General features: G+C 60.4%; 16 protein-coding genes and 3 pseudogenes. 12 read left to right on the forward strand and 7 right to left on the reverse strand.

What is annotated here, in order from left to right:
• Positions 1-68 precede the first annotated feature (68 nt).
• Positions 69-465, reverse strand: a pseudogene (locus JTY93_RS29965) (Dyp-type peroxidase).
• Positions 377-937 carry a Dyp-type peroxidase gene (locus JTY93_RS29970; RefSeq protein ID WP_375373776.1) on the reverse strand — a complete coding sequence of 187 codons (561 nt, stop codon included), beginning with the start codon at positions 935-937 and terminating at the stop codon, positions 377-379. The pseudogene JTY93_RS29965 and the gene JTY93_RS29970 overlap by 89 nt, the downstream one beginning before the upstream one ends.
• 140 nt (positions 938-1,077) lie before the next feature.
• On the opposite strand from JTY93_RS29970, the gene JTY93_RS14370 reads away from it, so the two are divergent.
• From JTY93_RS14370 to JTY93_RS14380, 3 genes are all read left to right on the forward strand, one after another.
• Positions 1,078-2,703 (forward strand): NADP-dependent glyceraldehyde-3-phosphate dehydrogenase, encoded by a 1,626-nt coding sequence (locus tag JTY93_RS14370; RefSeq protein WP_205475636.1) that lies wholly within the window; start codon positions 1,078-1,080, stop codon positions 2,701-2,703.
• 87 nt (positions 2,704-2,790) lie between these two features.
• Positions 2,791-3,852, forward strand: coding sequence for an FUSC family protein (locus JTY93_RS14375; RefSeq protein ID WP_205475722.1), 1,062 nt, complete (start codon positions 2,791-2,793; stop codon positions 3,850-3,852).
• A gap of 333 nt (positions 3,853-4,185) precedes the next feature.
• The gene (locus JTY93_RS14380) at positions 4,186-7,947 is read left to right on the forward strand and encodes a carbohydrate binding domain-containing protein (protein WP_205518872.1); all 3,762 of its coding nucleotides are present in this window, start codon (positions 4,186-4,188) and stop codon (positions 7,945-7,947) included.
• A gap of 113 nt (positions 7,948-8,060) precedes the next feature.
• Here JTY93_RS14380 and JTY93_RS14385 read toward each other — a convergent pair whose 3' ends face one another.
• On the reverse strand, positions 8,061-8,825 hold the full coding sequence (locus JTY93_RS14385; RefSeq protein ID WP_205475638.1) for a TetR/AcrR family transcriptional regulator: 765 nt from the start codon (positions 8,823-8,825) through the stop codon (positions 8,061-8,063).
• 357 nt (positions 8,826-9,182) lie between these two features.
• Here JTY93_RS14385 and JTY93_RS14390 point away from each other — a divergent pair, with 357 nt between their 5' ends.
• From JTY93_RS14390 to JTY93_RS14405, 4 genes are read left to right on the forward strand one after another with little or no spacing between them, the layout of a single operon-like run.
• On the forward strand, positions 9,183-9,890 hold the full coding sequence (locus tag JTY93_RS14390; RefSeq protein WP_169992864.1) for an ABC transporter ATP-binding protein: 708 nt from the start codon (positions 9,183-9,185) through the stop codon (positions 9,888-9,890).
• Positions 9,887-11,086, forward strand: a complete 1,200-nt coding sequence (locus JTY93_RS14395; protein WP_205475725.1) for an ABC transporter permease — start codon at positions 9,887-9,889, stop codon at positions 11,084-11,086. Before JTY93_RS14390 ends, JTY93_RS14395 begins: the two co-directional genes overlap by 4 nt.
• Complete coding sequence (locus JTY93_RS14400) at positions 11,079-12,560, forward strand: TolC family protein (protein ID WP_205475639.1); 1,482 nt, start codon at positions 11,079-11,081, stop codon at positions 12,558-12,560. The genes JTY93_RS14395 and JTY93_RS14400 overlap by 8 nt, the downstream gene beginning before the upstream one ends.
• On the forward strand, positions 12,550-13,818 hold the full coding sequence (locus tag JTY93_RS14405; RefSeq protein WP_205475640.1) for an efflux RND transporter periplasmic adaptor subunit: 1,269 nt from the start codon (positions 12,550-12,552) through the stop codon (positions 13,816-13,818). Before JTY93_RS14400 ends, JTY93_RS14405 begins: the two co-directional genes overlap by 11 nt.
• Positions 13,819-13,839: 21 nt before the next feature.
• On the opposite strand, the gene JTY93_RS14410 is transcribed toward JTY93_RS14405, so the two are convergent.
• On the reverse strand, positions 13,840-15,261 hold the full coding sequence (locus JTY93_RS14410) for an FAD/NAD(P)-binding protein (protein ID WP_205475641.1): 1,422 nt from the start codon (positions 15,259-15,261) through the stop codon (positions 13,840-13,842).
• A 403-nt stretch (positions 15,262-15,664) separates the two neighbouring features.
• Here JTY93_RS14410 and JTY93_RS14415 point away from each other — a divergent pair, with 403 nt between their 5' ends.
• From JTY93_RS14415 to nfsB, 4 genes are all read left to right on the forward strand, one after another.
• Positions 15,665-16,828, forward strand: a complete 1,164-nt coding sequence (locus JTY93_RS14415; protein ID WP_205475642.1) for an L-dopachrome tautomerase-related protein — start codon at positions 15,665-15,667, stop codon at positions 16,826-16,828.
• Between the two features lie 54 nt (positions 16,829-16,882).
• Positions 16,883-17,776: a glycine betaine ABC transporter substrate-binding protein gene (locus tag JTY93_RS14420; protein WP_205475643.1), complete on the forward strand. Its 894-nt coding sequence runs from the start codon at positions 16,883-16,885 to the stop codon at positions 17,774-17,776.
• A gap of 126 nt (positions 17,777-17,902) precedes the next feature.
• Positions 17,903-18,214 carry a putative quinol monooxygenase gene (locus JTY93_RS14425; RefSeq protein ID WP_205475644.1) on the forward strand — a complete coding sequence of 104 codons (312 nt, stop codon included), beginning with the start codon at positions 17,903-17,905 and terminating at the stop codon, positions 18,212-18,214.
• 108 nt (positions 18,215-18,322) lie between these two features.
• Positions 18,323-18,976: an oxygen-insensitive NAD(P)H nitroreductase gene (nfsB, locus tag JTY93_RS14430; protein ID WP_205475645.1), complete on the forward strand. Its 654-nt coding sequence runs from the start codon at positions 18,323-18,325 to the stop codon at positions 18,974-18,976.
• A gap of 170 nt (positions 18,977-19,146) precedes the next feature.
• Here the strand turns inward: nfsB and JTY93_RS14435 are convergent, their stop codons facing one another.
• The 3 genes and pseudogenes from JTY93_RS14435 to JTY93_RS14445 all read right to left on the reverse strand — a co-directional run bounded on the left by JTY93_RS14435 (position 19,147) and on the right by JTY93_RS14445 (position 22,790).
• The gene (locus JTY93_RS14435; protein WP_205475646.1) at positions 19,147-20,088 is read right to left on the reverse strand and encodes a p-hydroxyphenylacetate 3-hydroxylase reductase component; all 942 of its coding nucleotides are present in this window, start codon (positions 20,086-20,088) and stop codon (positions 19,147-19,149) included.
• Positions 20,089-20,151: 63 nt separating this feature from the next.
• A pseudogene (locus JTY93_RS14440) lies at positions 20,152-21,322 on the reverse strand (p-hydroxyphenylacetate 3-hydroxylase oxygenase component).
• Between the two features lie 377 nt (positions 21,323-21,699).
• Positions 21,700-22,790, reverse strand: a pseudogene (locus tag JTY93_RS14445) (NADH:flavin oxidoreductase/NADH oxidase).
• A gap of 58 nt (positions 22,791-22,848) precedes the next feature.
• On the opposite strand from JTY93_RS14445, the gene JTY93_RS14450 reads away from it, so the two are divergent.
• On the forward strand, positions 22,849-23,184 hold the full coding sequence (locus JTY93_RS14450) for an ArsR/SmtB family transcription factor (protein ID WP_205475649.1): 336 nt from the start codon (positions 22,849-22,851) through the stop codon (positions 23,182-23,184).

The following is a 23,184-nucleotide window of genomic DNA, read 5'->3' on the forward strand; positions in this document are numbered from 1 at the left end:
TGGAGCCGGCTTGCAAGCGATGGCGATTCTCAAACCGCTACCGCCCACAAGCCGGCGCCTGCATGGGGTCAGACGGGGAAGATCGCGCCAAGGTCCAGATGCCCGTCCTTGAGCGGCGGGCACCAGTAGTAGCCACCGGTCAACGGCGTGCTGATGCGGTACAGGCCATCGACAATCCCGTCTTCCAGGCCGCTCATGCGGCGTAACTGGGCCTCAAAGGCATCGAAGGAGTGGCCGAACGCGAGGAACATCAACCCCGCCTGGCCATTTTCGGCCCAGGGCATGGAGCGGCGCACCACAAAGGCTTCGGGGGTGAAGCTCTCCTGGGCGGTGCGCTTGACGTGGGCGGACTCGGGGGGCGTCGTCCAGTTCTTCGTTATCGCCATGGCGACGCCCGATGATGTGGTCGCGCTCCTGGGCCGGCAAGGCGGCGAAACCATCCAGGTCGTGCTGCCATTGCTGGATCGCGGCAAAGCTGGCGCCGCTGCCGGCGACGGCGGCTTCGACTGCGGCGTCGTCGTGGGGGGTTTTCGGTGCCGTCTTCGTAGTCGGTCAAGTCAAAACCGGTCTTGTAGCGGAAGCCTTCAGTCATCTGTACCAGGCGAAACGCCGGCGCCAGGGCTTTTTCAAAAGCCCGGCTACGCAGCAGCAACTCACCACGGTCTTCGCCATGCAGCCAGCACCACAACGCCTGTTGGGTCGCTGGGTTGTTGGCGCCGGGCCCCGAGATCGGCGGGAAGCTGCGCAAGCCTTCGACGCGCGCGCCGAGTGCCTTGACCAGTGGCTCACCCAACCCCACCACCACTGCCGAGTCGGCCAACTGCACCAGCGCGTCGAGCGCTGCCGGCACGGCGTCAATGGCCTCGATGGCAAAAAACAGATGACGTGCCTGCAACGGCACCGGTGCGGCAAGAATGCCGGGCTGGTACTGACTCATATGAACTCCTTCAAGAAAGCCGCGCAGTTTACCCGGCACAGCCCCACTGTGCGTAGGGAAATGCGCGTAAGCCTTGCAACAGAGCCCTCGGATGGGGGAATCTCTGACTCAAGCTGTGCAACCACTCCAGGGGTAGCGACATGACCACAAATCACCTGCTTGCCAATCTGTTTCCCACCGCCAACGACATTCCCGAACATTTTCGCCTCGCCGCCCCGATCGAACAGCGCGATTATCTGGTCGACGGCCAGTTGCGCACCTGGAACGGCCCCTTGGCCCAAGTGCGCAGCCCGGTCCAGTTGGCCGGCGCTGACGGCGACACGCCAGTGATTATTGGCAGCACGCCCCTGCTGGATGCCGAAACCGCCCTGCTCGCCCTCGACGCAGCGGTACGGGCCTATGATCGTGGCCAGGGCCAATGGCCAACCATGCGCGTGGTCGAGCGCATCCAGCACGTCGAGGCATTTTTGCGGCGCATGCGCGAACAGCGCGATGCCGTGGTGAAACTGCTGATGTGGGAAATCGGCAAGAACCTCAAGGATTCCCAGAAAGAATTCGACCGCACCTGTGACTACATCACCGACACCATCAATGCCCTCAAGGAACTGGACCGCCGCTCCAGCCGCTTCGAGCTGGAACAGGACACCCTGGGGCAAATCCGCCGCGTGCCCATGGGCGTGGCGCTGTGCATGGGCCCCTATAACTACCCGCTCAACGAAACCTTCACCACGCTGATTCCGGCACTGATCATGGGTAACACCGTGGTGTTCAAGCCGGCCAAGCTCGGCGTGCTGTTGATCCGTCCGTTGCTGGAGGCCTTTCGCGACAGCTTCCCGGCCGGGGTCATCAATGTGATCTATGGCAGCGGCCGCGAAACCGTCAGTGCGCTGATGGCCAGCGGCAAGGTGGATATCTTTGCGTTTATCGGCACCAACAAGGCAGCCAGTGATTTGAAGAAGCTGCACCCTCGCCCCCATCGCCTGCGCGCGGCCCTGGGGCTGGATGCGAAAAACCCCGGCATCGTGCTGCCCGAGGTCGATCTGGAGAATGCGGTCAATGAGGCTGTCACCGGTTCGCTGTCGTTCAACGGCCAGCGTTGCACCGCGTTGAAAATCCTGTTTGTGCATGAAGCCGTGGTCGACCGTTTCATCGAAAAATTCAACCAGAAACTCGCCACCCTCAAGCCGGGCATGCCCTGGGAAGACGGTGTGTCGCTGACACCGTTGCCGGAGGTAGGCAAGGTGGATTACCTCAATGGGCTGGTGGCCGATGCCGCGCAACACGGGGCCAAGGTGGTGAACGCCAATGGTGGTGCCAGCCGTGGCTCGTTCTTCTACCCGGCGGTGCTGTACCCGGTGAACCCGCAAATGCGTGTGTACCACGAGGAGCAGTTCGGCCCGGTGGTGCCCATCGTGCCCTATCGCGACCTGGACACGGTGATCGACTACGTACTGGAGTCGGATTTCGGCCAACAGTTGAGCATTTTCGGCACCGACCCGGCGCAAGTCGGGCGCCTGGTGGACACCTTTGCCAATCAGGTGGGCCGGATCAATATCAACGCCCAGTGCCAGCGCGGCCCGGACACGTTCCCATTCAATGGTCGCAAGAACTCGGCCGAGGGCACGCTGTCGGTGCATGACGCGCTGCGGGTATTCTCGATCCGCACCCTGGTGGCCACCAAGTTCCAGGACAGCAACAAAGAGCTGATCAGCGATATCATTCGTGAGCGGGCGTCGAGCTTCCTGACCACCGACTATATTTTCTAGATTCGACATTGCTCCAGTGTGGGAGCGGGCAAGCCCACTCCCACATTGGACTGCATGACATCTATCGATGAGGCCCTCTTAATCCCGATGAACCTGCCGCCCTTCGCCCGCCGCCTGTTGCGGCCCCTGCTCGATCCCTATCGCCGCTATCGCAACGCCAAACTGATCCACGCCGTGCGTGTGTCCATCGGTCTGCTGGCCACCATCCTGCTCACCACCGGTCTGAACCTGCCCCATGGCGAATGGGCCTCGGTGACCATGCTGGTGGTCATCGGCGGCTTGCAGCACCACGGCAATATCGGCAAGAAAGCCGTGGAACGGGCCTATGGCACGCTGATCGGTGCCAGCGTCGGCCTGTTGCTGGTGGTGCAAGAGGCGTATATGGGCCAGCCGCTGCTCACCTATCTGCTGATGTCAGTGGTGTGTGGGTTCTTTTCCTATCACGCCATCGGCAAGGGTGGATACACCGCGCTGCTGTCGGCGATCACCGTGTTTATCGTTGCAGGCCATGGGGCTAACCCGTTGTCCGATGGCCTGTGGCGCACCGTGGATATCCTGATCGGCATCGCCCTGGCCCTGGCGTTTTCCTTCGCCCTGCCGCTGTATGCGGTGTATTCCTGGCGCTACAACCTGGCCAGTGCGCTGCGTGATTGCGCCGCCATCTATAGCCGGATCATCAGTGGCCAGTCGGTCACCGATGATGAGCATCTCAAACTGCTCAATCGCTTGAATGCAGCGATGCTGCAACTGCGCTCGCTGATGCCGTCGGTGTCCAAGGAAGTGCGGATTTCCATGACCGAACTGGATGCGATCCAGCGGCATCTGCGGATGTGCATCAGCACCCTGGAAATTCTCGGTAACACACGACCTGATCCACGGGACAAGCAGGCACTGGCCCGTATGCAACTGGCGCTCAAGGCTGAGCATCGGCAGATTCGCGTGCAGTTGATCGGGATGGCGCGGGCCCTGCAGACCGGCGCAGCACAGCGCCTTGAACGGGCCAGCCAGATACCCGTCAACCAGGCACCGCTGCAAACGCCAGTGCACAGTGCGCTGGATGGTTATCGGCTGTTGACTGCGCAATTGGTGGCGAATGTCGATGCGATGCACGCGCGACTGGCGAAAAGCGCCAAGGCGTGGAACATCTGAAAAGATGTCGTGAATTAATATTGGATCCACATTTTTTTCACGTTTTATTCACATCCGCGGCCGTACTGTGAAGCCTCATCCGTTACAAACGTTGCACATCAAGCCCGCCGCCCCAGCGGGCTTTTTTTTGAATAAAAACGGGACAGATCTCTTAAAAAGACCTATTCCGCTTTCACACCATTGGACGCGCCAGCGGGTTTGCCTACAAACCATTCATTCCAACCACTCGTCGGCACTGTCAATTCTGACAGCTAGCCACCCCCGCCCCTGCGGGTGTTTGATTTTCCTTGTTTCGCGACGTCAGGCGGCGTCGCCCTTTCAGGGACTGCTGACATGTCTAACGAACTGATTACCCACGATTCTTTCCCCCGTCCCCTTTCCCCTGCAGTGCCCCCCACGAGGGCGGCGGGGGACCCCCGCTATGTCGAAGACCTCGACACGCCTTACGTCGCCAATGCCGTGCAACCGGTCGTGGATGCCGATATCGGGCTCGGTATTCGTCATCTGGAAAACGTCCTGTACATCACCTTCGAACGCTGGTTCAACCTCAACGTCGGTGATTCGTTCAAGTTCCAGATGGGCAACTTCACGACCTTGGCTGAGATCACGACAGGCAAGGAGAATGAACCTCGCTACCAGTTGGCGATTTCTTATGACGACGTCCCCATCGGCTTGGTATACCCCTGCTATGGCAGCGTGCTGCGCGCCGGCAGCAGCACCGAAAGCACTTCACCCAAACAGACCTGGCTCGTTAAAAAAACGCGCCCGGGCGGCGTGGATAAAGACCCGGGAGAGCCCTACCACTCGGAATTGGTGGTGTCTCTCCCGGCCGACTTGCAGGGACCCGGCGCAACCCTGGTCCCCGAGCGCGCCAATTTGGGTGTGGTGCTTACGATCAAGCGATATCCCAATATTCGGGTGCGCGACACCATCGAGCTGTACTGGAATGGTCACGAGGTGCGCCTGCTCCTGGATGAGGACCATGTTTCCGGAGCCAAACCCATCGAATTAACGGTTGAACCCGAAGTGCTCTACCGCCCCCAAGGCAGTGGCTTGTTGATCATCCGTTTCAGGGTTGTCGATGAGGTATTGAACTACTCAGGTGGGCCCTGGATGAACCCCGAGCAATTCCAGCAGCAGTGGTCCCAATCGATCCACCTGGAAAGCGACCTGGATCCCTCCTTGCTGGAACGGCCCTACTTCCTGCTGGACGACCTCGACATCACCGATGTAGATTTCGACACCCACAGTGAAGGCCACTTTCAGGTTGAGGTGTTTGTCCCCACCCGCCTTCCCGACAACTCATTGACACCTGTCGGCACGCAGATCGTCGTGACGTTGAGCGGCATTGACGCCGTCGGCAACCCCATCACCATGCAGTTGCCACCCTTTGCGGCCCGGATCAACCGGTCGGCCTTTGCCGATGTGCCTAACAGCTTCCTCAAACAATTGATCAACGGCACGCTGCAAATCGCCTATGAGCTGCAGTTTCCCCTGGGCACTGTGCTGGGCACCTCGCGCCGCCTTACCGTTACGATTTACGGTACCCTCTCGACCATGCCGCCAGTGCGCATCGTCGAAGCAGAGGCTGGGTTGATCGACCCGACACTTCCCTATATCACCGTCGAATTCCCGGAATACATCCCCTACGACCGCAACTACGCGGTCACCCTGCGCATGGAAGCGGTGCGTCCCGATGGCTCCGTGGAGTTTTATGAACAAGTGCTGCTGGCCGGTGACCCGCCACCGCCGACGCGCTTTCGGATCGTGTTCAACAGTGACTTCCAGCGTTTTGAAAATATCAAGAATGTGGTGGTTTACTACCGGGTAGACGATGGCAAAGTCGGCGTCTTCGGCGCCAACCTGCTGACGGTACGCGAGTCCGAACGACTGACGGTCCAGTTTGGCACGCGCGTGGCGTCCATGCCGCCCCCCCAACTGCAAGGGGTTGATGAACATGACAACCTCGACCCTGCGAATGTGATTGGTCAGGCCATTCTCACCCTCCCTTATCTGCGCACCTTCTCCGGGGATACATTCATCTGGAGCTGGACAGGCACCGGCATCGGCGGCAGCACAAGCGGCGAAATCGAACTCAACAACGCCAGCGCCGGTCGTCCCGTGGCGTTTCCTGTCAGCAAGTCGTTTATCGACCCCAATTACAACGGTGAGATTCGTATCCGCTACTCGTTGGTTCCGGCCGACGGTGGCCCCGTGCTGAGCTCAGAGGTGCTGATCATCAGCGTGGGCGCAGCCTTGGGCGACCTGCTCCGACCAGAAGTCGAAGAAGCCTCAAGGCATCCCGACCAAGTGACCCCGGAGGCCCTGACGGCAGGCGCGACCATCAAGGTCACCTTTGCCCAGATGCAGACCAGCGACAGGGTACGAGCCTGCTGGAAAGGGGTGGACGGTATCGGCAGCCATTGCGAGACCAAGGACGGCAACACCTTCAAGACGCTGTTTTTCACGGTGCCTCCCGAAGTGGTCGGCAGCAGCATCCAGCCAGGCGGACGCATTATCCAAGTGCAGTATTTCCTGCGGCGCGGCACTCGGGAAATCCCGTCGCCGGTGCTGTCGTTACTGCTGCTGCCACTCACCACGCTATCGATTCCCACCATCGAAGGCATCGGCGAAAGCCCGATACTTGAACTTTCCCGCCTCGCCGGCCACGAACGCACAATGCTCAACGCCTGGCACTTTATCCACGCGGCCCAACGTATGTGGATGGAGTATCACGGTGAATATGCCGACGGCACGCCGTACTTCGAAGCCACCTATACCGCCAACCTGGTGACTGACGACGGTGTCTCCCAAGGCATCCTGCCACCAACCCCGGTGGATGAACTGCGCCTGCTCAAGGATGGCTCACGGCTGAGTATTCAGTTTTGGGTCAGCTTCAGTCGTACCTCCGATAAATCCAGTGCCGTGCTGTTCCGGATTCGTGAACACACGATCCAGGCGTTGCCCGGGGTCTTGCCTCATCCCTTCATCGACGGAGCTTCGGGCACCGGCCCCAACGTAACCATCGCCGACCCGCTGAGCATCGAGAACAATATGCGCGTCAGCGTGGCCTACGCCATAGCAACGACTGACCGAATCACCCTGGAGATGATTTTCCAGCACGGCACACCTTATACCGTGAGCCTGGATGGCCAGGCCGGTGGCACGGTGGTGTTCTCCCTGAGCAACGCCATCCTGGCACGTTGCGTGAACAGCATCGTCTGCTTGCGATACAGCGTATTGCGTAATGGCCAGACTATTCCATCAAGCGTGCAGACGGTCACCTTCGGGACCATTGCGGCTGCGAACCTGCCTCGGCCATTGATCAATAATATTGCCAACGGCGGAACGATTAACCTCAATAACTTTAGCGGCAATGCCACCGCCTCTGTCGTCAAGTGGCCCTTGAGTGCGGCCAAACAGCTGGTGTGGTTGACGTGCAGCAGTGCGGGTGTGGCTAATCTGGATGTGCTTAAGGGGGTTGAGATCAGTGCAACGGAAGCGGCGAATGGGTTGGTGAATAAGCCGGTGTTGCGTAGTTGGTTGGCGGCGTTGCCAACAGGAAGGCAAATTGCCGTGACGTTCAAAGTGACGCTTGATGGCAGCACGGATGAGGCGAACGCGGTACTTTTTCCGACGACCACTTACGCAGTGGCACAACGCCCTAAGTTGTCACTCTATTGGGACTTTAATGACAACACCTTTCAAGGGTGGGTACCCCAAGGAGGTTATGCCCAAGGGCAGCTAGCAGTTGGTGATGGGACTGTGAGTACCTACACTGGCGGAGGTCATAATTTTTACGGGTTAGTCATGACTCGTGTTATTTCAGTCTTCGCCGGCAGTACCTATGACGTAGGTTTTTCAGTAACAGCCATATCTAACACAGGTGCCAATGGAACAATTCTACAACTTGTCGTCAATGGGGCTGGTATAGGGGACTCCGTAAACACACACAACCAAGTAGTCTGGCGAACCGGCAGCGGAGTTTTTACCGCCTCAACGACAGGAAGTGTCACTCTTGGGCTTTTTAATCACATCGGTGCCCAGGGAGGCAATGACTTCGCGATAGATAACATCTGGATAAGGGAACGCTAGATAGCTAACCCGCAGTCAAAAAGCCGAATACACGACAACCATAGGGTAAGTTAGAAAAAACATGGCCGGTTCACTTGAACAATCGGCCATGTTTTTCTATTCCTTTTTTGCAGTCATTTGATCAGCGTGCTGACTTTACCCGTTGCCGGCAGCGCAGACTGTCCACGAATCGCCCGCTGGGTATCAAGTACCCGCGCCAGCGCGGTTTCCGCTTCCGGGCTTTGCTGCGGCACACGAATGGCCGCCGAGACCAGGGTGATCAGCTTGGCCATGACTTCCGCGTCGGTGGCCGGGCGTCCCAGGCTCATGGAGTTCATCAAAAGGCGCAATTCGGTGCCGGCCATCACCCCTGAAATCGCCTTGAGGGCAAATTGCAGACGCACTCCCAGCTCATTGCGCGGCAGGTCGGGCAACGCCAGGGCAAAGGCTTCGAAGAAACGCTGGAACACCGGCTGGTAATGAACCTTGAGGTACTCCTGGATAAACGGCGACGTGTCGCTGTAGACCCGACCCAGGAAGCGGATGAACGAGCGCCCTTCGCCGCTGGCCGGATCGCTGCGTTCCAGGCCCATGGCCGGGGCGAACAATACGCCGAGCAAGGTATCGCAATCGAGCGGGCCGTCAGACTCTGCTTCGCAGCGGGCGAGCAGTTCCAGGCGCTGCTCGTTGAGCGGCTCCAGGCGTTGCATCAATAGCGTCTTCATCAGGGAGTCCTTGTCCCCGAAGTGATAATTGACCGCGGCGAGATTGACCTGAGCCTTCTCGGTGATTTGCCGCAACAACACGGCGTCGTAGCCGTATTTGATGAAGAGAGCCTCTGTCGCATCCAGCAGTCGAGTCTTGGTTACATTTGGAGCGCTGAGTTTCTTCGCGACCATATAAGTTCCACGGAGGAAATATGTTTTAAAAAAAATTTGATTTTTTATACCGGGGCAGGTGCACGAAAGCAAGTAGTGACAGTGCGCAATACTATCCAAACGCGTGGTGGGCCTCGCCGTAAACGTTCCCCCAAGGGTTGGCCCGGGCGTTTTCCAGACGCCGGCATCAGCTCTATTCCCAGAAAAACGGCTCTATCTCTGTGGCTGGCGAACCCGCCGGATCGCAGTTACTATTCAAACAATGTTTTAAAAAAAAAGAATAAAAAACCAGCTGTTGGCAGCCGCAAAGCAGGCCCTGAACATGTTACAAGTATTTTCAGGGGGGCAAGCAGGATTGCCGAAGCGCAAGGCGTAGTCATGATGACAGATACCCCAACGCTCCCAGGCTTTATTTCCCTGCAAGGCATCGGTAAAAGCTATCAATTGGCTGGGCAGCACCTGGCCATTCTCAACGACGTCAGCCTGTCCATCGCCCGTGGCGACAGCTGCGGCATCCTCGGCGCATCCGGCTCCGGCAAAAGTACCCTGCTCAATATCCTCGGCCTGCTGGACCTACCGGACTGCGGCGCCTATCGCTTCGCCGGCCATGACATTTTCAACGCGACACCGGACCAACTGGCCGCGATCCGCAACCAGCAGATCGGCTTTGTATTCCAGAGTTTCAACCTGCTACCGCGCCTCAGCGCCCTGGACAATGTCGCCCTGCCCCTGGGTTATCGCGGCGTATCGCGCCAGGAATCGGTAGCGCGGGCCCTGCATATGCTGGAACAGGTAGGCCTGGCCGAACGGGCCCATCATCGCCCCGCCGACCTCTCCGGCGGCCAGCGCCAGCGGGTGGCGATTGCCCGGGCGCTGGTGGGCGCGCCGGCGGTGATTCTGGCCGACGAACCCACCGGCAACCTCGACAGCCACACCGCCCAGGAGATCATGGATCTGCTGCTGGCCCTGAACCGCGAGCAAGGCGTGACGTTGATCATCGTCACCCATGATGCGCATATCGCCGAACGCCTGAATCGCCAGATCCTGGTACGCAACGGCGTGGTCCATGAGGCAGAGTGCGTATGAGCCTGCGGGTCGAACAGAGCCTGAGCCAGTTGCTGCATGAAGCATTTGTCAGCCTGCGAACCCTGGGCAAGCGCTCCATCCTGGCCTTGTTGGGGATCGTCATCGGCAGTTCATCGGTGGTCGCGCTGATCAATATCGGGCATAACGCCGCCGAAGATGCGGCGATGATTTTCAAGGACATGGGCACCGACACCCTGGTGGCGCAGTTCCCGCCCAAGGGCAACAGCACTGCGCACATGCCCACCAGCCTAAACCTGCATGCCGTGCGCCAGGCGGTGCCGGGCATCGTCCATATCGGCGCGATTACCTCGTTCAGCGGGCCGGTCGTGTTTCATGGTCGCACCACCAACGCCGGCCTGATTGGCAGCACTCCGGGCCTGAAGGACGCCATGCGTCTGGCACTGCGCGAAGGCCGCTTCCTGTCCGAGTTCGATAACGGCGAAACCTACGCAGTGGTCGGCGACCAGATCGCCCAGGCGTTAAGTACACCCGGCGACCCGCTGCGCCTGGGCGACCGGGTGCGGGTCAACGACTATCTGTTCCTGATCATCGGCATCCTGCAAAGCCAGCCGCGATCGATGCTGATTCCAGTGCAAACCAACGAATCACTGTTTATCCCGGCGCCTGGCATGCGCCGTATCTATTCTGCGCCGCAGATTGGCAGCGTGATCCTGCGCGCAGCTGCCGGCCAGGACATGGAGCGCATCGCCGCCGATGCCACCAACGCCTTGAGCGCGCAACTTACTGACCACACGGTAGAGATCCAGATTCCGCAGCAAATGATCGATGGCATGACCCGCCAAAGTCGCACGTTCGCCTATCTATTGCTGGCCCTGGGCGCCATCTCTCTGGTAGGCGGAGGGGTCGGCGTGATGAATGTGATGCTGATGAATGTCTCGGAGCGCCGCCGGGAAATCGGGATCCGCATGGCCCTGGGCGCTCGCCAGCGGGACATCCGCAACCTGTTCCTGCTCGAAGCCGTCACCCTCACTGCCGTCGGCGCGCTGTGTGGCGCGGTACTGGGCATGAGTGCAGCCTATCTCTACGCCTGGCTGTCGGGCTGGCAGTTTTCTCTGGCCATGTCGGCCCTGCCCCTGGGAGTGGGCAGTACGTTGCTGGTGGGGTTGTTTTTCGGCCTTTACCCGGCCGTTTCGGCGTCACGCCTGCAGCCGGTGGAGGCCCTGCGCGATGAATAAACCCCTGCTGTTGCTGCTCGCCCTGGCAAGCGTGCCCTGTGTGGCCGCCGATATCGTGATCCGCCCTTCGGCGCCGACCACCACACGCAGTGGCTATGAGCGCAGTGTCTCGCTCAATGCCCAACTCACCAGCCTGACCCTGGGCGACGCGGTGTACCTGGGCCTGCGCAACAACCCGGCGATTCGCAGCGCGTACCTGCAACGGGTGGCGCAGAAATTCGACCTGCGGGTGGCCGAAGATGCCTTCAACCCCAAGCTGGTGCTCAACAGTGCCTACCGCACCACCCAAGGCAGCGACGACCGCGCCCGTAACGCCAACCTGGCGCCCACCACCAGCTTGCTTGGCGAATACGGCACTCGGCTGAGCATGGGCTGGACCCAGCAACTGAACAACGCCAACCGCGCCGGGCGCTACCGCAGCGACGGCCTGGACCTGGCCATCATCCAACCGCTGATGCGCGGTGCCGGTTGGGACGCCACCACCGCACCACTGCGCTTGTCGCGTCTTTCCGAACAGGCCAACCGCTTGAACCTCAAGGCCAACGTCGCGCAGACCATCAGCCAGATCATCGCCACCTACCGCGAATTGCTACGTGCCCAGGAGCAACTGAACATCGCTCAGGAAGCGCTCAAGCGTTCCAATACCCTGCTGGAGGTCAACAAGGCCTTGATCAATGCCGGGCGCATGGCCGAATTCGAAATCGTCCAGACCGAAGCCGACATTGCCTCGCAGCAACTGGGGGTCGAGGAAGCCCAGAACCAGTTGGATATGAGTCGCCTGTCGTTGCTGCGCCTGCTGGCCCTGGACCTGGCCACACCGATCCGTGCCACTGAAGCCCTCGAAGCATCGCCCATGGACATCGACAAACGCGAAGCCTTCAACCTGGCGCAGAGCCAGCAGCCCGAATACCTATCGGCCCTGCTGGGCAGCCAACAGGCCGACCTCAATCTGGTGCTGGCCAAGGATTCCGGGCGCTGGCAAGTGGACCTGGTGGGCGGCGCCAATCAGATCCGCGCCAACACCGATAACGATGCGGGCAGTACCAGCAATCGGCGCTGGGACAGTTATGCCGGTGTCCAGGTGCGCATTCCCATCGGTGATATCAGCACCCGGCAGGCCGAAGTCCGCGCGCGGGTCGATGTGGAGAACCAGGCCATCTTGATCACCGACGCACGCCAGGAGCTGGAGCGCAGCGTCAATAACGTGGTGCGCGACCTCGGCACCCGCTGGCGCCAGTATGAAATTGCCCAGCGCGCCGTGGAACTGTCGCGGCGCAAGATCGAGATCGAGCGGGACAAACTTGGCGCCGGGCGCTCCACCAACTTCCAGGTGTTGAGTTTCGAAGCAGACCTGCGCAGTGCCGAAAACTCGCGCCTCAATGCCCTGATTGCTTATTTGAATGCCCAGACCCAGCTCGACCTGACGCTGGGCATGACCTTGGAAAGTTGGGAAATCGCCCTCAATGACTACTAAAAAAGCCCTACTGGGCGCAGGACTGCTGATACTGCTGGGCGCTGGCGGATTTGCGCTGCTCAGCCGCCCAACACCTGCCGCCGACCAGGCCGGCACCGCCGAGCAATGGCTGGAGGTAAAAAATGACGCCCTGGTACACCAGATCGGCCTGGTCGGCAGGATCGAACCCGACACCACCATTACCCTCACCGCCCCCTTCGACGGCAACGTGCAAGCCAACCTGGTGGAACAGGGCCAGCGGGTCGAAGCCGGCCAGGTCCTGTTGCGCATGGACCCCGCCACCCTTGAAGTGCAACTGCGCGAAGCGCTCTCCACACAACTCAAGGCCCGGCGTACCGTGCAGGAAATGCAGGACTGGGACGCCAGCCCAACCGTCAGCCGCGCCCGTCGCAGCCTGCGCACCTCGCAAATGAGCGCCGACAACACCCAGCGCAAACTGCTTGAAAGCGAGAACCTGTTCAAGCGCGGCATCATCCCGCGCAACGAATTGGACGACCTCAAGCAACAGGCTCAGCAGCAACAGTTGGATCTGGCTGCCGCGCGCAGTGAACTGCAACAAGCCCTGGACCAGGGCAAGGGTGAGTACCGACAGATTGCGGATATGGAGTTGACCAACGCCACGGTCAAGTACGAGGCCCTGCGCAAGCTGCTCGAAGGCCAGGAGGTCAAGGCCCCGTTTTCCGGGATTGTCGTGCCCCCACCGGGCAGCAACACCCCGCAGGGCGGCGCAAGCAGCAACGCACCGGTGCAGGCGGGAAGCAAGGTCGGCCAGGGCCAGGTGCTGTTCGGGCTGGCCAATATCGAACGCCTGAAAATCGTGGCCAAAGTCTCTGAACTGGATATCAACCAACTGCATCAGGGCCAGCCGGTGGAAGTCATGGGCGACGGTTTTGATGGCGAGCGCCTGAGCGGCTCCGTCAGCGTGGTCAGCGGCCTGGCAATCACCAATGACAGCCAGGGCAGCGCGCAATTCCCGGTGACCCTGGCCATTCCAAAATTGACCGAGAAACAGCTGCAACGGGTCCGCCTGGGCATGAGCGCGCGCCTGACCATCGTGACCTATAACAATGAGCAGGCGATTGTCGTCCCGGCCCAGGCGATCAGGCAGGATGCCGATGCCATGAGCGTGGAATACCGGGCGGCGATGGACAAGCCGGTGGAACGGGTAAGGGTCACCACCGGCCAGTCCACCGCGCAGGGCGTGGAAGTGTTCGGACTCAAGCCCGGTTTCGTAAAAATGGATGCGACCCCAAATTAAACACAGAGCCAGCTCCCACATTTAGAGTTGCGTTAACGTTGATGCCAACGCCTTAGCTTGCAGCGCCACATCCGTCACCGCCGTGCTTTCCCACCACATGCCGCGCAGCGGTGGGCCCATGGCGAACAGTCGCTCACTGGCCACGCCCTGTGCGTCCAGCACCGCACCCGATGCATCCGCCGCAATCCCCAGCGCCAGCGGCCCGGGCTGGATCAAGCCTCGCGCCAACAGTTGCTGGGGCAACGGGCGGGCCACGCGGCGCCAGTCGTATTCGATCCCGCTAGAGTTGATCAACGCCGCCCCACTGACCTGGGTGGTGTGCTGTTCACCCCGACGGCGCAGGCGCAGAGTCACTTCGCCGTTCACTGTCGGTTCCACGCCCTGGAACGATGCTGCCTGGATACGCAAGCGCCCTTCCCCATGCAGCCGCGCCACCAACTCGGCGCTCAGCGGCGGCGAGCGATGGTGATGGCTCTCCCACCAGGGCCGAACATGGCGCACGAACTGGCGTTTCTGGCGTTCGCTGGCCTGGCTCCACAAACGGCCGATATGGCAGCGCACAGTATCCAGTGGTGCTTGCCAGTCGATACCCAGTGCCAGGGCGCTCTGGCATTGGCGGCGCACTGCACGCATTAACTGCAGCGGGCTGCGCAGGCTGTGATCTTCAGCGAGAAAGTCCGCCCAGGCCGGTGGTTGCCGACGCACATGAGGCAACAGGCCATGGCGCGAAAAAATCTCGATCGGCCCACGATGACCGGCCTGCTCCAGGGACACCACCGCATCGACCATGGTCAAGCCGGAGCCGATGATCAGCACCGTGGATTGTGGGTCCAGTTGCGTCATGGCGTGCACATCCCACGGGTCGACCGCCGCCGCATTCAAACCGCTGGATTGGGTTTGTGGTGTGCGCGCCGCCGGGAACATGCCGGTGGCCAATACCGCCTGGGCACCCTGCAACTGTTGGCCGTCATCCAGGGTCAGGTGTACACCGCTCGGGGCCACCTGCAGGTCGATCACTTCGGCGCGAACATGTTCCAGCGTCGACGTCGACCGCGCCCGGGCCTGCGCCAGGCGCTGTTGCGCGTACAGGCCAAAGATCCCTCGGGGTGGGAACAGCTCGCTGACAGGCACATGTTGCTGGTCCGATTCCGGCCAACCGCCAGCAGCGATGTAGTCGGTCAACCAGTGGGTCAAGTCATCGGGGTTGTCCGGGTCCACACTCATGCGCGCGGCATTGCCATTAAGGGTGTGCCCCAGCTCCACCGCGCTATAGGCTTCGCCCCGCCCCAGCTCCGCGCGCGGCTCAATCACCAGGATCTGCCGTGTGCCAGGCAAGCGCAGCAACTGCACAGCCAGCATGGTGCCGCTCAGGCCCCCGCCGATGATCAGCACATCGGCGTTGCGGATGGCCTTTGTCGCCTGTCCGCGTTCGGTTTCACTCATGAAAATACGCCCTTATTGGTTGCCCGAATAATGCTCATGCCCATCGCCTGCGCCGGCGTCAAGCCGCGTTCTGCGCGATGTGGATGCGCTATTTATAAAGCCAGGCGCGCTCCGTTGCACGAGTTACGCCAAGATTGAACCCCCCATGGGTCCTCACTTTGCGACAGACCAATAGGCATGCCACACACGGTTAATCAGCAAACTGTTTATTGACTGTTGGCTGGCCAACATTAGTGCGTGCAACCGCAGATTTACAGTGAACCGCTGCAAATCAAGGCTCAAACACCCTGCACTTTCTCGATTGCGATGAAACTGTTAGCGCCATTAGTGGGTTTTTCCATACACCGGGAACGCACAACATAAGTCGCAACGCGCCTTTGCCTGCTTATTTCCGGAGTTCTTCATGCACCTCAAGCATCCCTTTATCTGGTCGATCCTTGCCTTGACGATTGCCAGCAACAGCCATGCCGCCCAGAGCCAGCCGCTGCCCAGTGAGCAAACCGTTGGCGCGATCGAGCAGGTGTTCGCCTTCCACGACGCCATGCCCACCGGCGTCAGCGTTACCGAAAACGGGCGGATTTTTGTCAACTTTCCACGCTGGGGCGATGCCGTGCCGTTTACCGTCGCTGAACTGCGCGACGGCAAGGTTGTGCCCTACCCTGACATGGCGATGAACCAGGCCGATCCGAAGGACCCGGCCAAGGGTTTTATCAGCGTGCAAAGTGTGGTCGCCGATGGTCGCGGGCGTATCTGGATATTGGATACCGCCGCCCCCGGCTTCGCATCTCCAACGCCGGGCGGTGCCAAGCTGATGGCCGTGGATCTGGCCACCAATAAGGTGGTCAAGACCCTGGTATTCCCGAAAAACGTGATGCTGCCCAGCACCTACGTCAACGATATGCGCTTTGACTTTCGGGTGGGCGATGAGGGGGTGATCTACATCACCGACTCCTCCCTCAGCGGCCCCGGGGCGATCATTGTCATGGACATTGCCAGCGGTACCGCCATACGCCGACTCAGTGGCGCCACGTCGACCTCGGTAGACCCAAGCTTCGTGCCCAAGGTCGAAGGCCAGGTCTTGCAGGTGCGCAACGCCGACGGCAGCACCCGGCCGTTTGCGGTTGCGTCCGATGGCATCGCCCTGTCGGCAGACGGCCAGACGTTGTACTTCTGCCCGCTGTCCAGCCGCCATCTGTACTCGGTACCGACCGCGCTGCTGCGTGATCCCTCGGTCAGCGAAGCGCGGCTCGATATGGCGGTCAAGGACCTTGGGGAAAAAGGCGCCTCCGATGGCCTCGAAGCCGACGCCGCCGGCGCCCTGTACGCCGGCGACTACGAACACAACAGCGTGCGCAAACGCCTGGCAGATGGGCAGTGGCAAACCATCGTCCACGACCCACGCGTGCTTTGGCCTGACACCCTGTCTATCGGACCGGATGGCTACCTGTACTTCATGGCCAACCAACTGCATCGCCAGGGCATCTTTCACGCAGGCAAGGATCTGCGCCAGAAACCCTACAGCCTGCTGCGGGTGAAGATTGATGCCGCGCCGGCGCCCACACGCTAGGCCGCAGTTCTGTTCATGCGTCCCACGCCGCTCAATCACCGTGAAGGAACAACCATGGGTAAAACCACACCAAGGCGTCCGGGTAAAAAACTGCCTGTGACCCATCAAGACTTCGCCCGGGCCAACATCGCCAACGGCTCACGGCTGGTACGGCTGGGTGTCACCGACCTGTCGTTCCACCGCGCCACCGCTGCGGTAGTCGCCCAGGTCATGCAACACATGGGCCTGACCGTGGAGCGCCAATATGCCCTGCACGAGGACAACTTCAGGCGACTGCGCGAAGGCACGATCGACATGATTGCCTCGGCCTGGATTCCGTTCAGCCACGGGATCTACAAGCAGACGATCGACGCGGTGACGCCCACCCGTGAGCTGGGTCTGCATTACCAGCCCTATGCATTGTGGGGTGTGCCTGACTACGTGAACGAGCATGAGGTGGCCTCCATCGAGGACCTGCTCAAACCCGCCGTGCGCGCCCGGATGAACCCGCTGATCCAGGGCATTGGGCCGGGGGCCGGGATTACTCGGTTTTCGCTGAAGATCATGGACGAGTACGGCTTGACCCGCGCCGGGTACCAGTTCCGCACGGGCACCCAGGATGACTGCATTGAGGCCTTTGAAGCCCTGTATGGCCAGCAGCAATGGGGCATCGTCCCGCTATGGCATCCACAGTTCCTGCATCACCGCTATCGCATCCGCGACCTCAACGACCCCAAGGGTTTGCTCGGCAGCATCGACCGCGCCGTGCTGCTGGCTCGCGAGGATCGCCTGGCGCTGCTGACCACCGCCGAGATCCAGGTGCTGGACAACATTCGCCTGTCGAACGCCATCGTTGCCGAGCTCGACGATGCCTTCAATCGCGGCGAACAGTCGGCTGACGAAGCCGCGAGCGACTGGCTGGCAAGGCACCCTCAAACCTTGCGTGACTGGTTGGCGCCACTGGCCTGAACAGGCGTGTCTTTAAACGTATTTGACGAATGCTGAAATCGCCACGGGCTGGCTACAAGCCTTTGTCCATGGAGATAACTTGGCATTGCAGGCTTTCTGCAATGATCCACCAATGAGGAAACCACCATGCTTTATCTAGTGTTCAGCGGCACCATCAAAGCAGGCAAACAGGCCGAATTCTTTCGAGATGTCGCCGCCGTTTCGCAAAAACTTACACGCCAGCATGACAAGGCTGTGGTTTATCAGTGGCACCAGGACGAAGAGAACCCCAACAGGTTTTTCCTCAATGAGCAGTGGGAAAGCGTCGAAGATCTGCACGCGCATTTTGAAACCCTCTACAAGGCTTTCGGCCCGGCCAAACCTACTGAGCGCCTACCGGCGAAGATCCTCGCCTACCTGGATGAGGCGCAGGTGAACTTCTACAAGGCTATTGCCTAAACGCAGCCCCCGTCCATCCCCGCGCCAAAGGGCTGGACGGGACATCCGCGCCGAGCAACTGCGGCAACGTTCCAAAGGCTTCAACTCACCAAGAACGGGGACTCAATGATGGACATGGTCACACTTTCCAAACGCCGTTACACCGCCAAACTCTTCGATGCTTCACGCAAGATTCCCAAAACCACCCTGGAGCCGTTGCTGGAACAACTGCGCAACAGCCCCTCGTCGGTCAACTCGCAACCCTGGCACTTTGTGGTCGCTGAAAGTGAGCATGCCAAAGCACGCATTGCCAAAAGTGCGGAAGGTGCCTTTGGCTTCAACCAGGCAAAAATCCTCGACGCCTCCCATGTGCTGGTGCTGTGTACCCGAACCCAGATGACCGAGGAGTACCTGCAGGCCCTGCTCAGCCAAGAGGCCAGCGATGGACGCTTTCACGACGAGCAAGCCAAGGCAGGCCAGGACAGAGGGCGGCACAATTTTGTCAACTTGCATCGCTATGACCTCAAGGACGTCCAGCACTGGATGGAGAAACAAACTTATCTGGCCCTGGGCACCCTGTTGCTGGGGGCTGCAGCGCTGGACCTTGATGCAACGCCCATGGAAGGTTTCGACAGCAAGGTGTTGGATATCGAACTGGGTTTGCGTGAACGCGGGTTTACCAGTTCAGTCGTGGTGAGCCTGGGATATCGCAGCACCGAAGACTTCAACGCGCGCCTGGCAAAATCCCGGTTGCCTGCCCAGGTTCTGTTCGACTTTATCTGATCGCGGCGGCAACTAGCCGGCCAAGCGCATAAATCCTGGCAGAGAGGGCAGTTGTGGCGAGCGGGCTCGCCACAGGGAGGTCGTGAGTGTCTGAAAGTTGTGTAGATACCGATGGCTATCGCTGGCAAGCCCGCTCCTACAGGGGATAGGCTACGACTTTATTGTCATTATCAATGCTGGATCACCGCCTTGAGCACGGTCTTGAAGGTCTCCAACTGCTCATCGCTGAATTGGCTGAAGACCTTGTCTTGCTGCTCACGGGCGATGGTCCACAACGACTCGGTTTCATCGACGCCCTTGGTGGTGAGTTTGACCCGCTCCTGATCGTCGCGTACCAAGGCCTTGCGCTTGAGGTTGTTCACCGCCTCTTCGATCTCCCGCGCGGGCATTGCTACTTCGCGCTGCAGCTCGGCCAGGCTCAGGCCAGCGTCGTTCTCCAGCACCATCAGCATCCGCGCCTCACTGGTGCGCAGGCCGGTGGACAGCTGGCGGGGCTGGTAGCTGGACTGATAAGCACGCAGCGCCTGGGTCATCAGGTAATAAAGGTTATGGCTCAGGCGGCCCTGGAAATGGCTGCTCGGTGGCTGGCCTTCCTCGCGCTGGGTCATGCGGGTGTGCGGCAGCACCATGGAATAGGCGCCCTGGTGATACAGCAACGGCGAACGGCCGCAGTCGTCGAAGGCGACCACTTTGCCAATCATGATCCAGTGGTCACCCCCGTCGACCTGCTGGAACTTCTCACACTCAAAACGTGCCGAGCAGTCTGCCAGAATCGGTGCCCCGCCTTCGCCGGCCTGGTACTCGACTTCGGCAAACCGGTCCTCCTTGGGCCGGGCAAAGTTGTTGGACAGGTCGATCTGATCGGCGGCCAAAACGTTCACCGCAAAGTGGCTGGCCGTCTCGAACACTTCGTGGCTGGTCGAGCGTTTGTCGATGCTCCACAAGATCAGCGGTGGGTCGAGGGACACCGAGTTGAAGCTATTGGCGGTCACCCCGACTTTGCGCCCATTGGCATCAGCCGCGGTCACCACCGTGACACCGGTGGCGAAATTGCCCAAGGCGCGGCGAAATGCGCGGGTATCGAATACGCTGCTTGGATTTTCAGTAGACATGCAAGACTCCCGGGCAGGCCGATGGCCCTGCCCTGATTGTTCTTATAGGTAAAGAGTAGTGGGTCAGACCATTGCCGGGTCCGGCTCCAGGCCCATCAGTTCACGCCCCAGGATCTGTGCGCAAACATCGTAATCGGTGTAGGCATGCGCCCCGGTAAGGTGAGCGTCGCGGAACAGACGTTGCAGCTCGTTGGTTTCAAACCAGGCGCCACCGCCCGCCGCCTCCATCAAGCGATCCACCGCCTGGATGCACATTTTGGTGGCGTAGCCCTGGTTGGTCCGCCAGAACGCCAGAGTGCCGCGACTGGGGTATTCATGGCGCTCGCTGTGCTCGGCGATCTCATCCCAGCTCTTTTCCAGCAAAGCCCGTGCGGCAGCCACTTGGTGGGTGGACTCGGCCAGGCGCATCAGCGCTGGCGTCGCAGCGCCGACTGCCGCACCGGTGTAGGCCCGTACGCGGTTTTTGGTTTTTTTCGCGGAAGACGTCGAGCATGCGCTCGGCAATCCCCAGGCTGACGGTGGAGAAGCCGCTGGCAAAATACGGACGGTACGGCGCGAAGAAGATCTTGCTGTCGGGGTACAAGCCAAAGCCCGCCGACTTGCCTTCCATCATGTCCTTGGCCTTCTGGATGCGGTGCTCGGGGACGAAGGCCTGGTCAACGATCAAGGTCTTGCTGCCACTGCCGCGCATGCCCACGGCAAACCAGTCGTCACGAATCGCGTAGTCACTGCGCGGCAGCACGGCGAAGCAATAATCCTGGGTGCCTTCGGCGTTTTTGCGGCGAAAGCCCATGATCGCCCATTCGGCATGATCGCAGCCTGAGCTCCAGCCCATCTCGCCGCTGAAGGTCACGCCACCCGGCACCTCTTCGGTGCGACCGAACGGCGCGATGCTGCTGCTGGCGGTGGCGTCGGGATCAGTGCCCCAGACCTCGTCCTGCAACTTTGACGGGAACATTGCCATTTGATGGCTGTGGGTACACAGCAGGCTCATGGCCCAGGCGGTACTTGCGCAAGCGCCCGCCAACAGGGCGATGCATTGGGCAAATTGCGGTAGGGAGATTTCCATGCCGCCGTACTTTTTCGGCAGAAACGCCCGGTGCATGCCGATGCCCTTGAGCAGCGCGATGTTCTCGGCTGGCACGCTACGGTCTTGCTCGGCGGCGAAGGCATTGGCAGCAATGATCGGCAGGACTGACTTGAGGTCTTCCAGCAGCGGGTTTGGCTTTTTCATGGGTTGTCTCTTTATTATTGGATATCCCCATTCCTGGCCTGGCTGTGCCCTGTTCAATCGGCAGCAGACTTAAAAAAACCGGGAACGTTCGTAATGACGCGACCAGTATGTGGCGCTTGGTCGCAGCGCAAAATGCACGTTCCAAATGGAAGATTGTACTTTTCATGGCCCACAAAAAAGCCGTCGCAGAGACTGCGACGGCTTGGCCGAGGTGGAACAAGATCCAATGGGCGCTGCTTGCCTGCGATAGCTGTGTGTACCTGGCGGAAAAGTAGCGCCTGAACCACCGCTATCGCGGGCAAGCCCGCTCCCACACTTGACCGGGTTGGAACGGAATCACTGTGGGAGCTGGCTTGCCTGCGATAGCGTCGTGTGCCTCAGCGATAGCGCTCAAGCCAATGCGCGTAAGGTGCCGGCAGGGTCCAGGAGGCCTTGTCTACGCCCAGCTCCTTGGCGGCGAAGTACGCCCAGTGTGGGTCGGCCAGGTGTGCACGTCCCACGGAAACCAGGTCCAGATGACCGGCCTGCAGTGCGCCTTCAGCCAGTTGCGGCGTGCCGAAACCCCAGGCCGACGTGACCGGCAGACCGGTTTCACGACGCACACGCTCGGCAATCGGGCCCATGAACGCCGGGCCCCAAGGGATATTGGTATCGGGGATGGTGAAGCCAACGCTCACGCTCAACAAATCCAAACCGCCGTCCTTGAAGCGACGGGCTAATTGAATGGATTCCTCCAGAGTCTGTTCGTCGCGCCCGTCATATTCGATAACGCCGAAACGCGCGGTCAACGGTAGGTTTTCCGGCCAGACTTCACGCACGGCGGCGAGGGTTTCCAGGAGGAAACGGCTGCGGTTGTCGAAGCTGCCACCGTAGGCATCGGTGCGCTGGTTGGAGTGCTCGGAGAAAAAGCTCTGGCCCAGGTAACCGTGGGCGAAATGCAGTTCGATCCACTCAAAGCCCGCGTCGCGGCGCGGCGCGCGGCATCAACGAAATCCTGCTGCACACGGGCGATGTCTTCCAGGGTCATGGCCTGGGGGACTTTCGGCAGGTTCGCACCAAACGCAATCGCCGAAGGTGCAAGGGTTTGCCAGCCTCGGGCGTCGTCGGCGGGGATATGGTCATCGCCTTCCCACGGACGGTTGGCGCTGGCCTTGCGCCCGGCGTGGGCGATCTGGATACCGGGCACCGAGCCTGCTGCCTTGATCGCTTGCACCATGGGTACGAAGGCTTGCGCATGGGCATCGCTCCAGATGCCGGTACAACCGGGGGTGATCCGGCCTTCAGGGGCCACGGCGGTCGCTTCTACCACCACCAGACCGGCGCCACCACGGGCCAGGCTGGCGAGATGGACGTGATGCCAGTCATTGACCATGCCGTCTTCGGCCATGTACTGGCACATCGGCGGGATAGCGATGCGATTGCGCAACGTAACGTCTTTGAGCGTAAAGGGTTCGAACAATGCAGCCATGGTAATGCTCCTGAAACGAGGGTTACGTCTGATTCGATAGTTCGATCTTAATCGAACTATGGTAATCAATGCCAGCCCTGTTATCATTCACGCCATGCGAGCCTTCAAACACCCCTCCCCCGAAGACCTGACCCTCGAACGCCTGCTCTATGCGTTGAGTGACCCGGTGCGCCTGGACATCGTGCGTTGCCTGGCCGGGGTGGAAGAAGCCAGTTGTGGCGAGCTGGACGGCGGGCGTCCGAAGTCCAGCATGTCCCACCACTTCCGGGTTTTACGTGATGCCGGGCTGGTGCATACGCGCAGCGTTGGCACGACCCATATGAACTCGTTACGGGCCGATGTGTTGGCCGAGCGATTTCCGGGGTTGCTCGAGTGCATCCTTGCTCAACATTGA

The sequence above is a fragment of the Pseudomonas hygromyciniae genome (assembly GCF_016925675.1).
In the GTDB taxonomy this organism is placed as follows: Bacteria; Pseudomonadota; Gammaproteobacteria; order Pseudomonadales; family Pseudomonadaceae; genus Aquipseudomonas; species Aquipseudomonas hygromyciniae.

What these genes read in the sequence shown, in the direction of transcription:
- JTY93_RS29970 (WP_375373776.1), bottom strand. Translation starts at nt 937, where the DNA reads ATGAGTCAGTACCAGCCCGGCATTCTTGCCGCACCGGTGCCGTTGCAG.
- JTY93_RS14450 (WP_205475649.1), top strand. Translation starts at nt 22,849, where the DNA reads ATGGTAATCAATGCCAGCCCTGTTATCATTCACGCCATGCGAGCCTTC.
- JTY93_RS14405 (WP_205475640.1), top strand. Translation starts at nt 12,550, where the DNA reads ATGACTACTAAAAAAGCCCTACTGGGCGCAGGACTGCTGATACTGCTG.
- JTY93_RS14410 (WP_205475641.1), bottom strand. Translation starts at nt 15,261, where the DNA reads ATGAGTGAAACCGAACGCGGACAGGCGACAAAGGCCATCCGCAACGCC.
- JTY93_RS14400 (WP_205475639.1), top strand. Translation starts at nt 11,079, where the DNA reads ATGAATAAACCCCTGCTGTTGCTGCTCGCCCTGGCAAGCGTGCCCTGT.
- nfsB (WP_205475645.1), top strand. Translation starts at nt 18,323, where the DNA reads ATGGACATGGTCACACTTTCCAAACGCCGTTACACCGCCAAACTCTTC.
- JTY93_RS14415 (WP_205475642.1), top strand. Translation starts at nt 15,665, where the DNA reads ATGCACCTCAAGCATCCCTTTATCTGGTCGATCCTTGCCTTGACGATT.
- JTY93_RS14395 (WP_205475725.1), top strand. Translation starts at nt 9,887, where the DNA reads ATGAGCCTGCGGGTCGAACAGAGCCTGAGCCAGTTGCTGCATGAAGCA.
- JTY93_RS14425 (WP_205475644.1), top strand. Translation starts at nt 17,903, where the DNA reads ATGCTTTATCTAGTGTTCAGCGGCACCATCAAAGCAGGCAAACAGGCC.
- JTY93_RS14385 (WP_205475638.1), bottom strand. Translation starts at nt 8,825, where the DNA reads ATGGTCGCGAAGAAACTCAGCGCTCCAAATGTAACCAAGACTCGACTG.
- JTY93_RS14375 (WP_205475722.1), top strand. Translation starts at nt 2,791, where the DNA reads ATGAACCTGCCGCCCTTCGCCCGCCGCCTGTTGCGGCCCCTGCTCGAT.
- JTY93_RS14380 (WP_205518872.1), top strand. Translation starts at nt 4,186, where the DNA reads ATGTCTAACGAACTGATTACCCACGATTCTTTCCCCCGTCCCCTTTCC.
- JTY93_RS14390 (WP_169992864.1), top strand. Translation starts at nt 9,183, where the DNA reads ATGATGACAGATACCCCAACGCTCCCAGGCTTTATTTCCCTGCAAGGC.
- JTY93_RS14370 (WP_205475636.1), top strand. Translation starts at nt 1,078, where the DNA reads ATGACCACAAATCACCTGCTTGCCAATCTGTTTCCCACCGCCAACGAC.
- JTY93_RS14435 (WP_205475646.1), bottom strand. Translation starts at nt 20,088, where the DNA reads ATGTCTACTGAAAATCCAAGCAGCGTATTCGATACCCGCGCATTTCGC.
- JTY93_RS14420 (WP_205475643.1), top strand. Translation starts at nt 16,883, where the DNA reads ATGGGTAAAACCACACCAAGGCGTCCGGGTAAAAAACTGCCTGTGACC.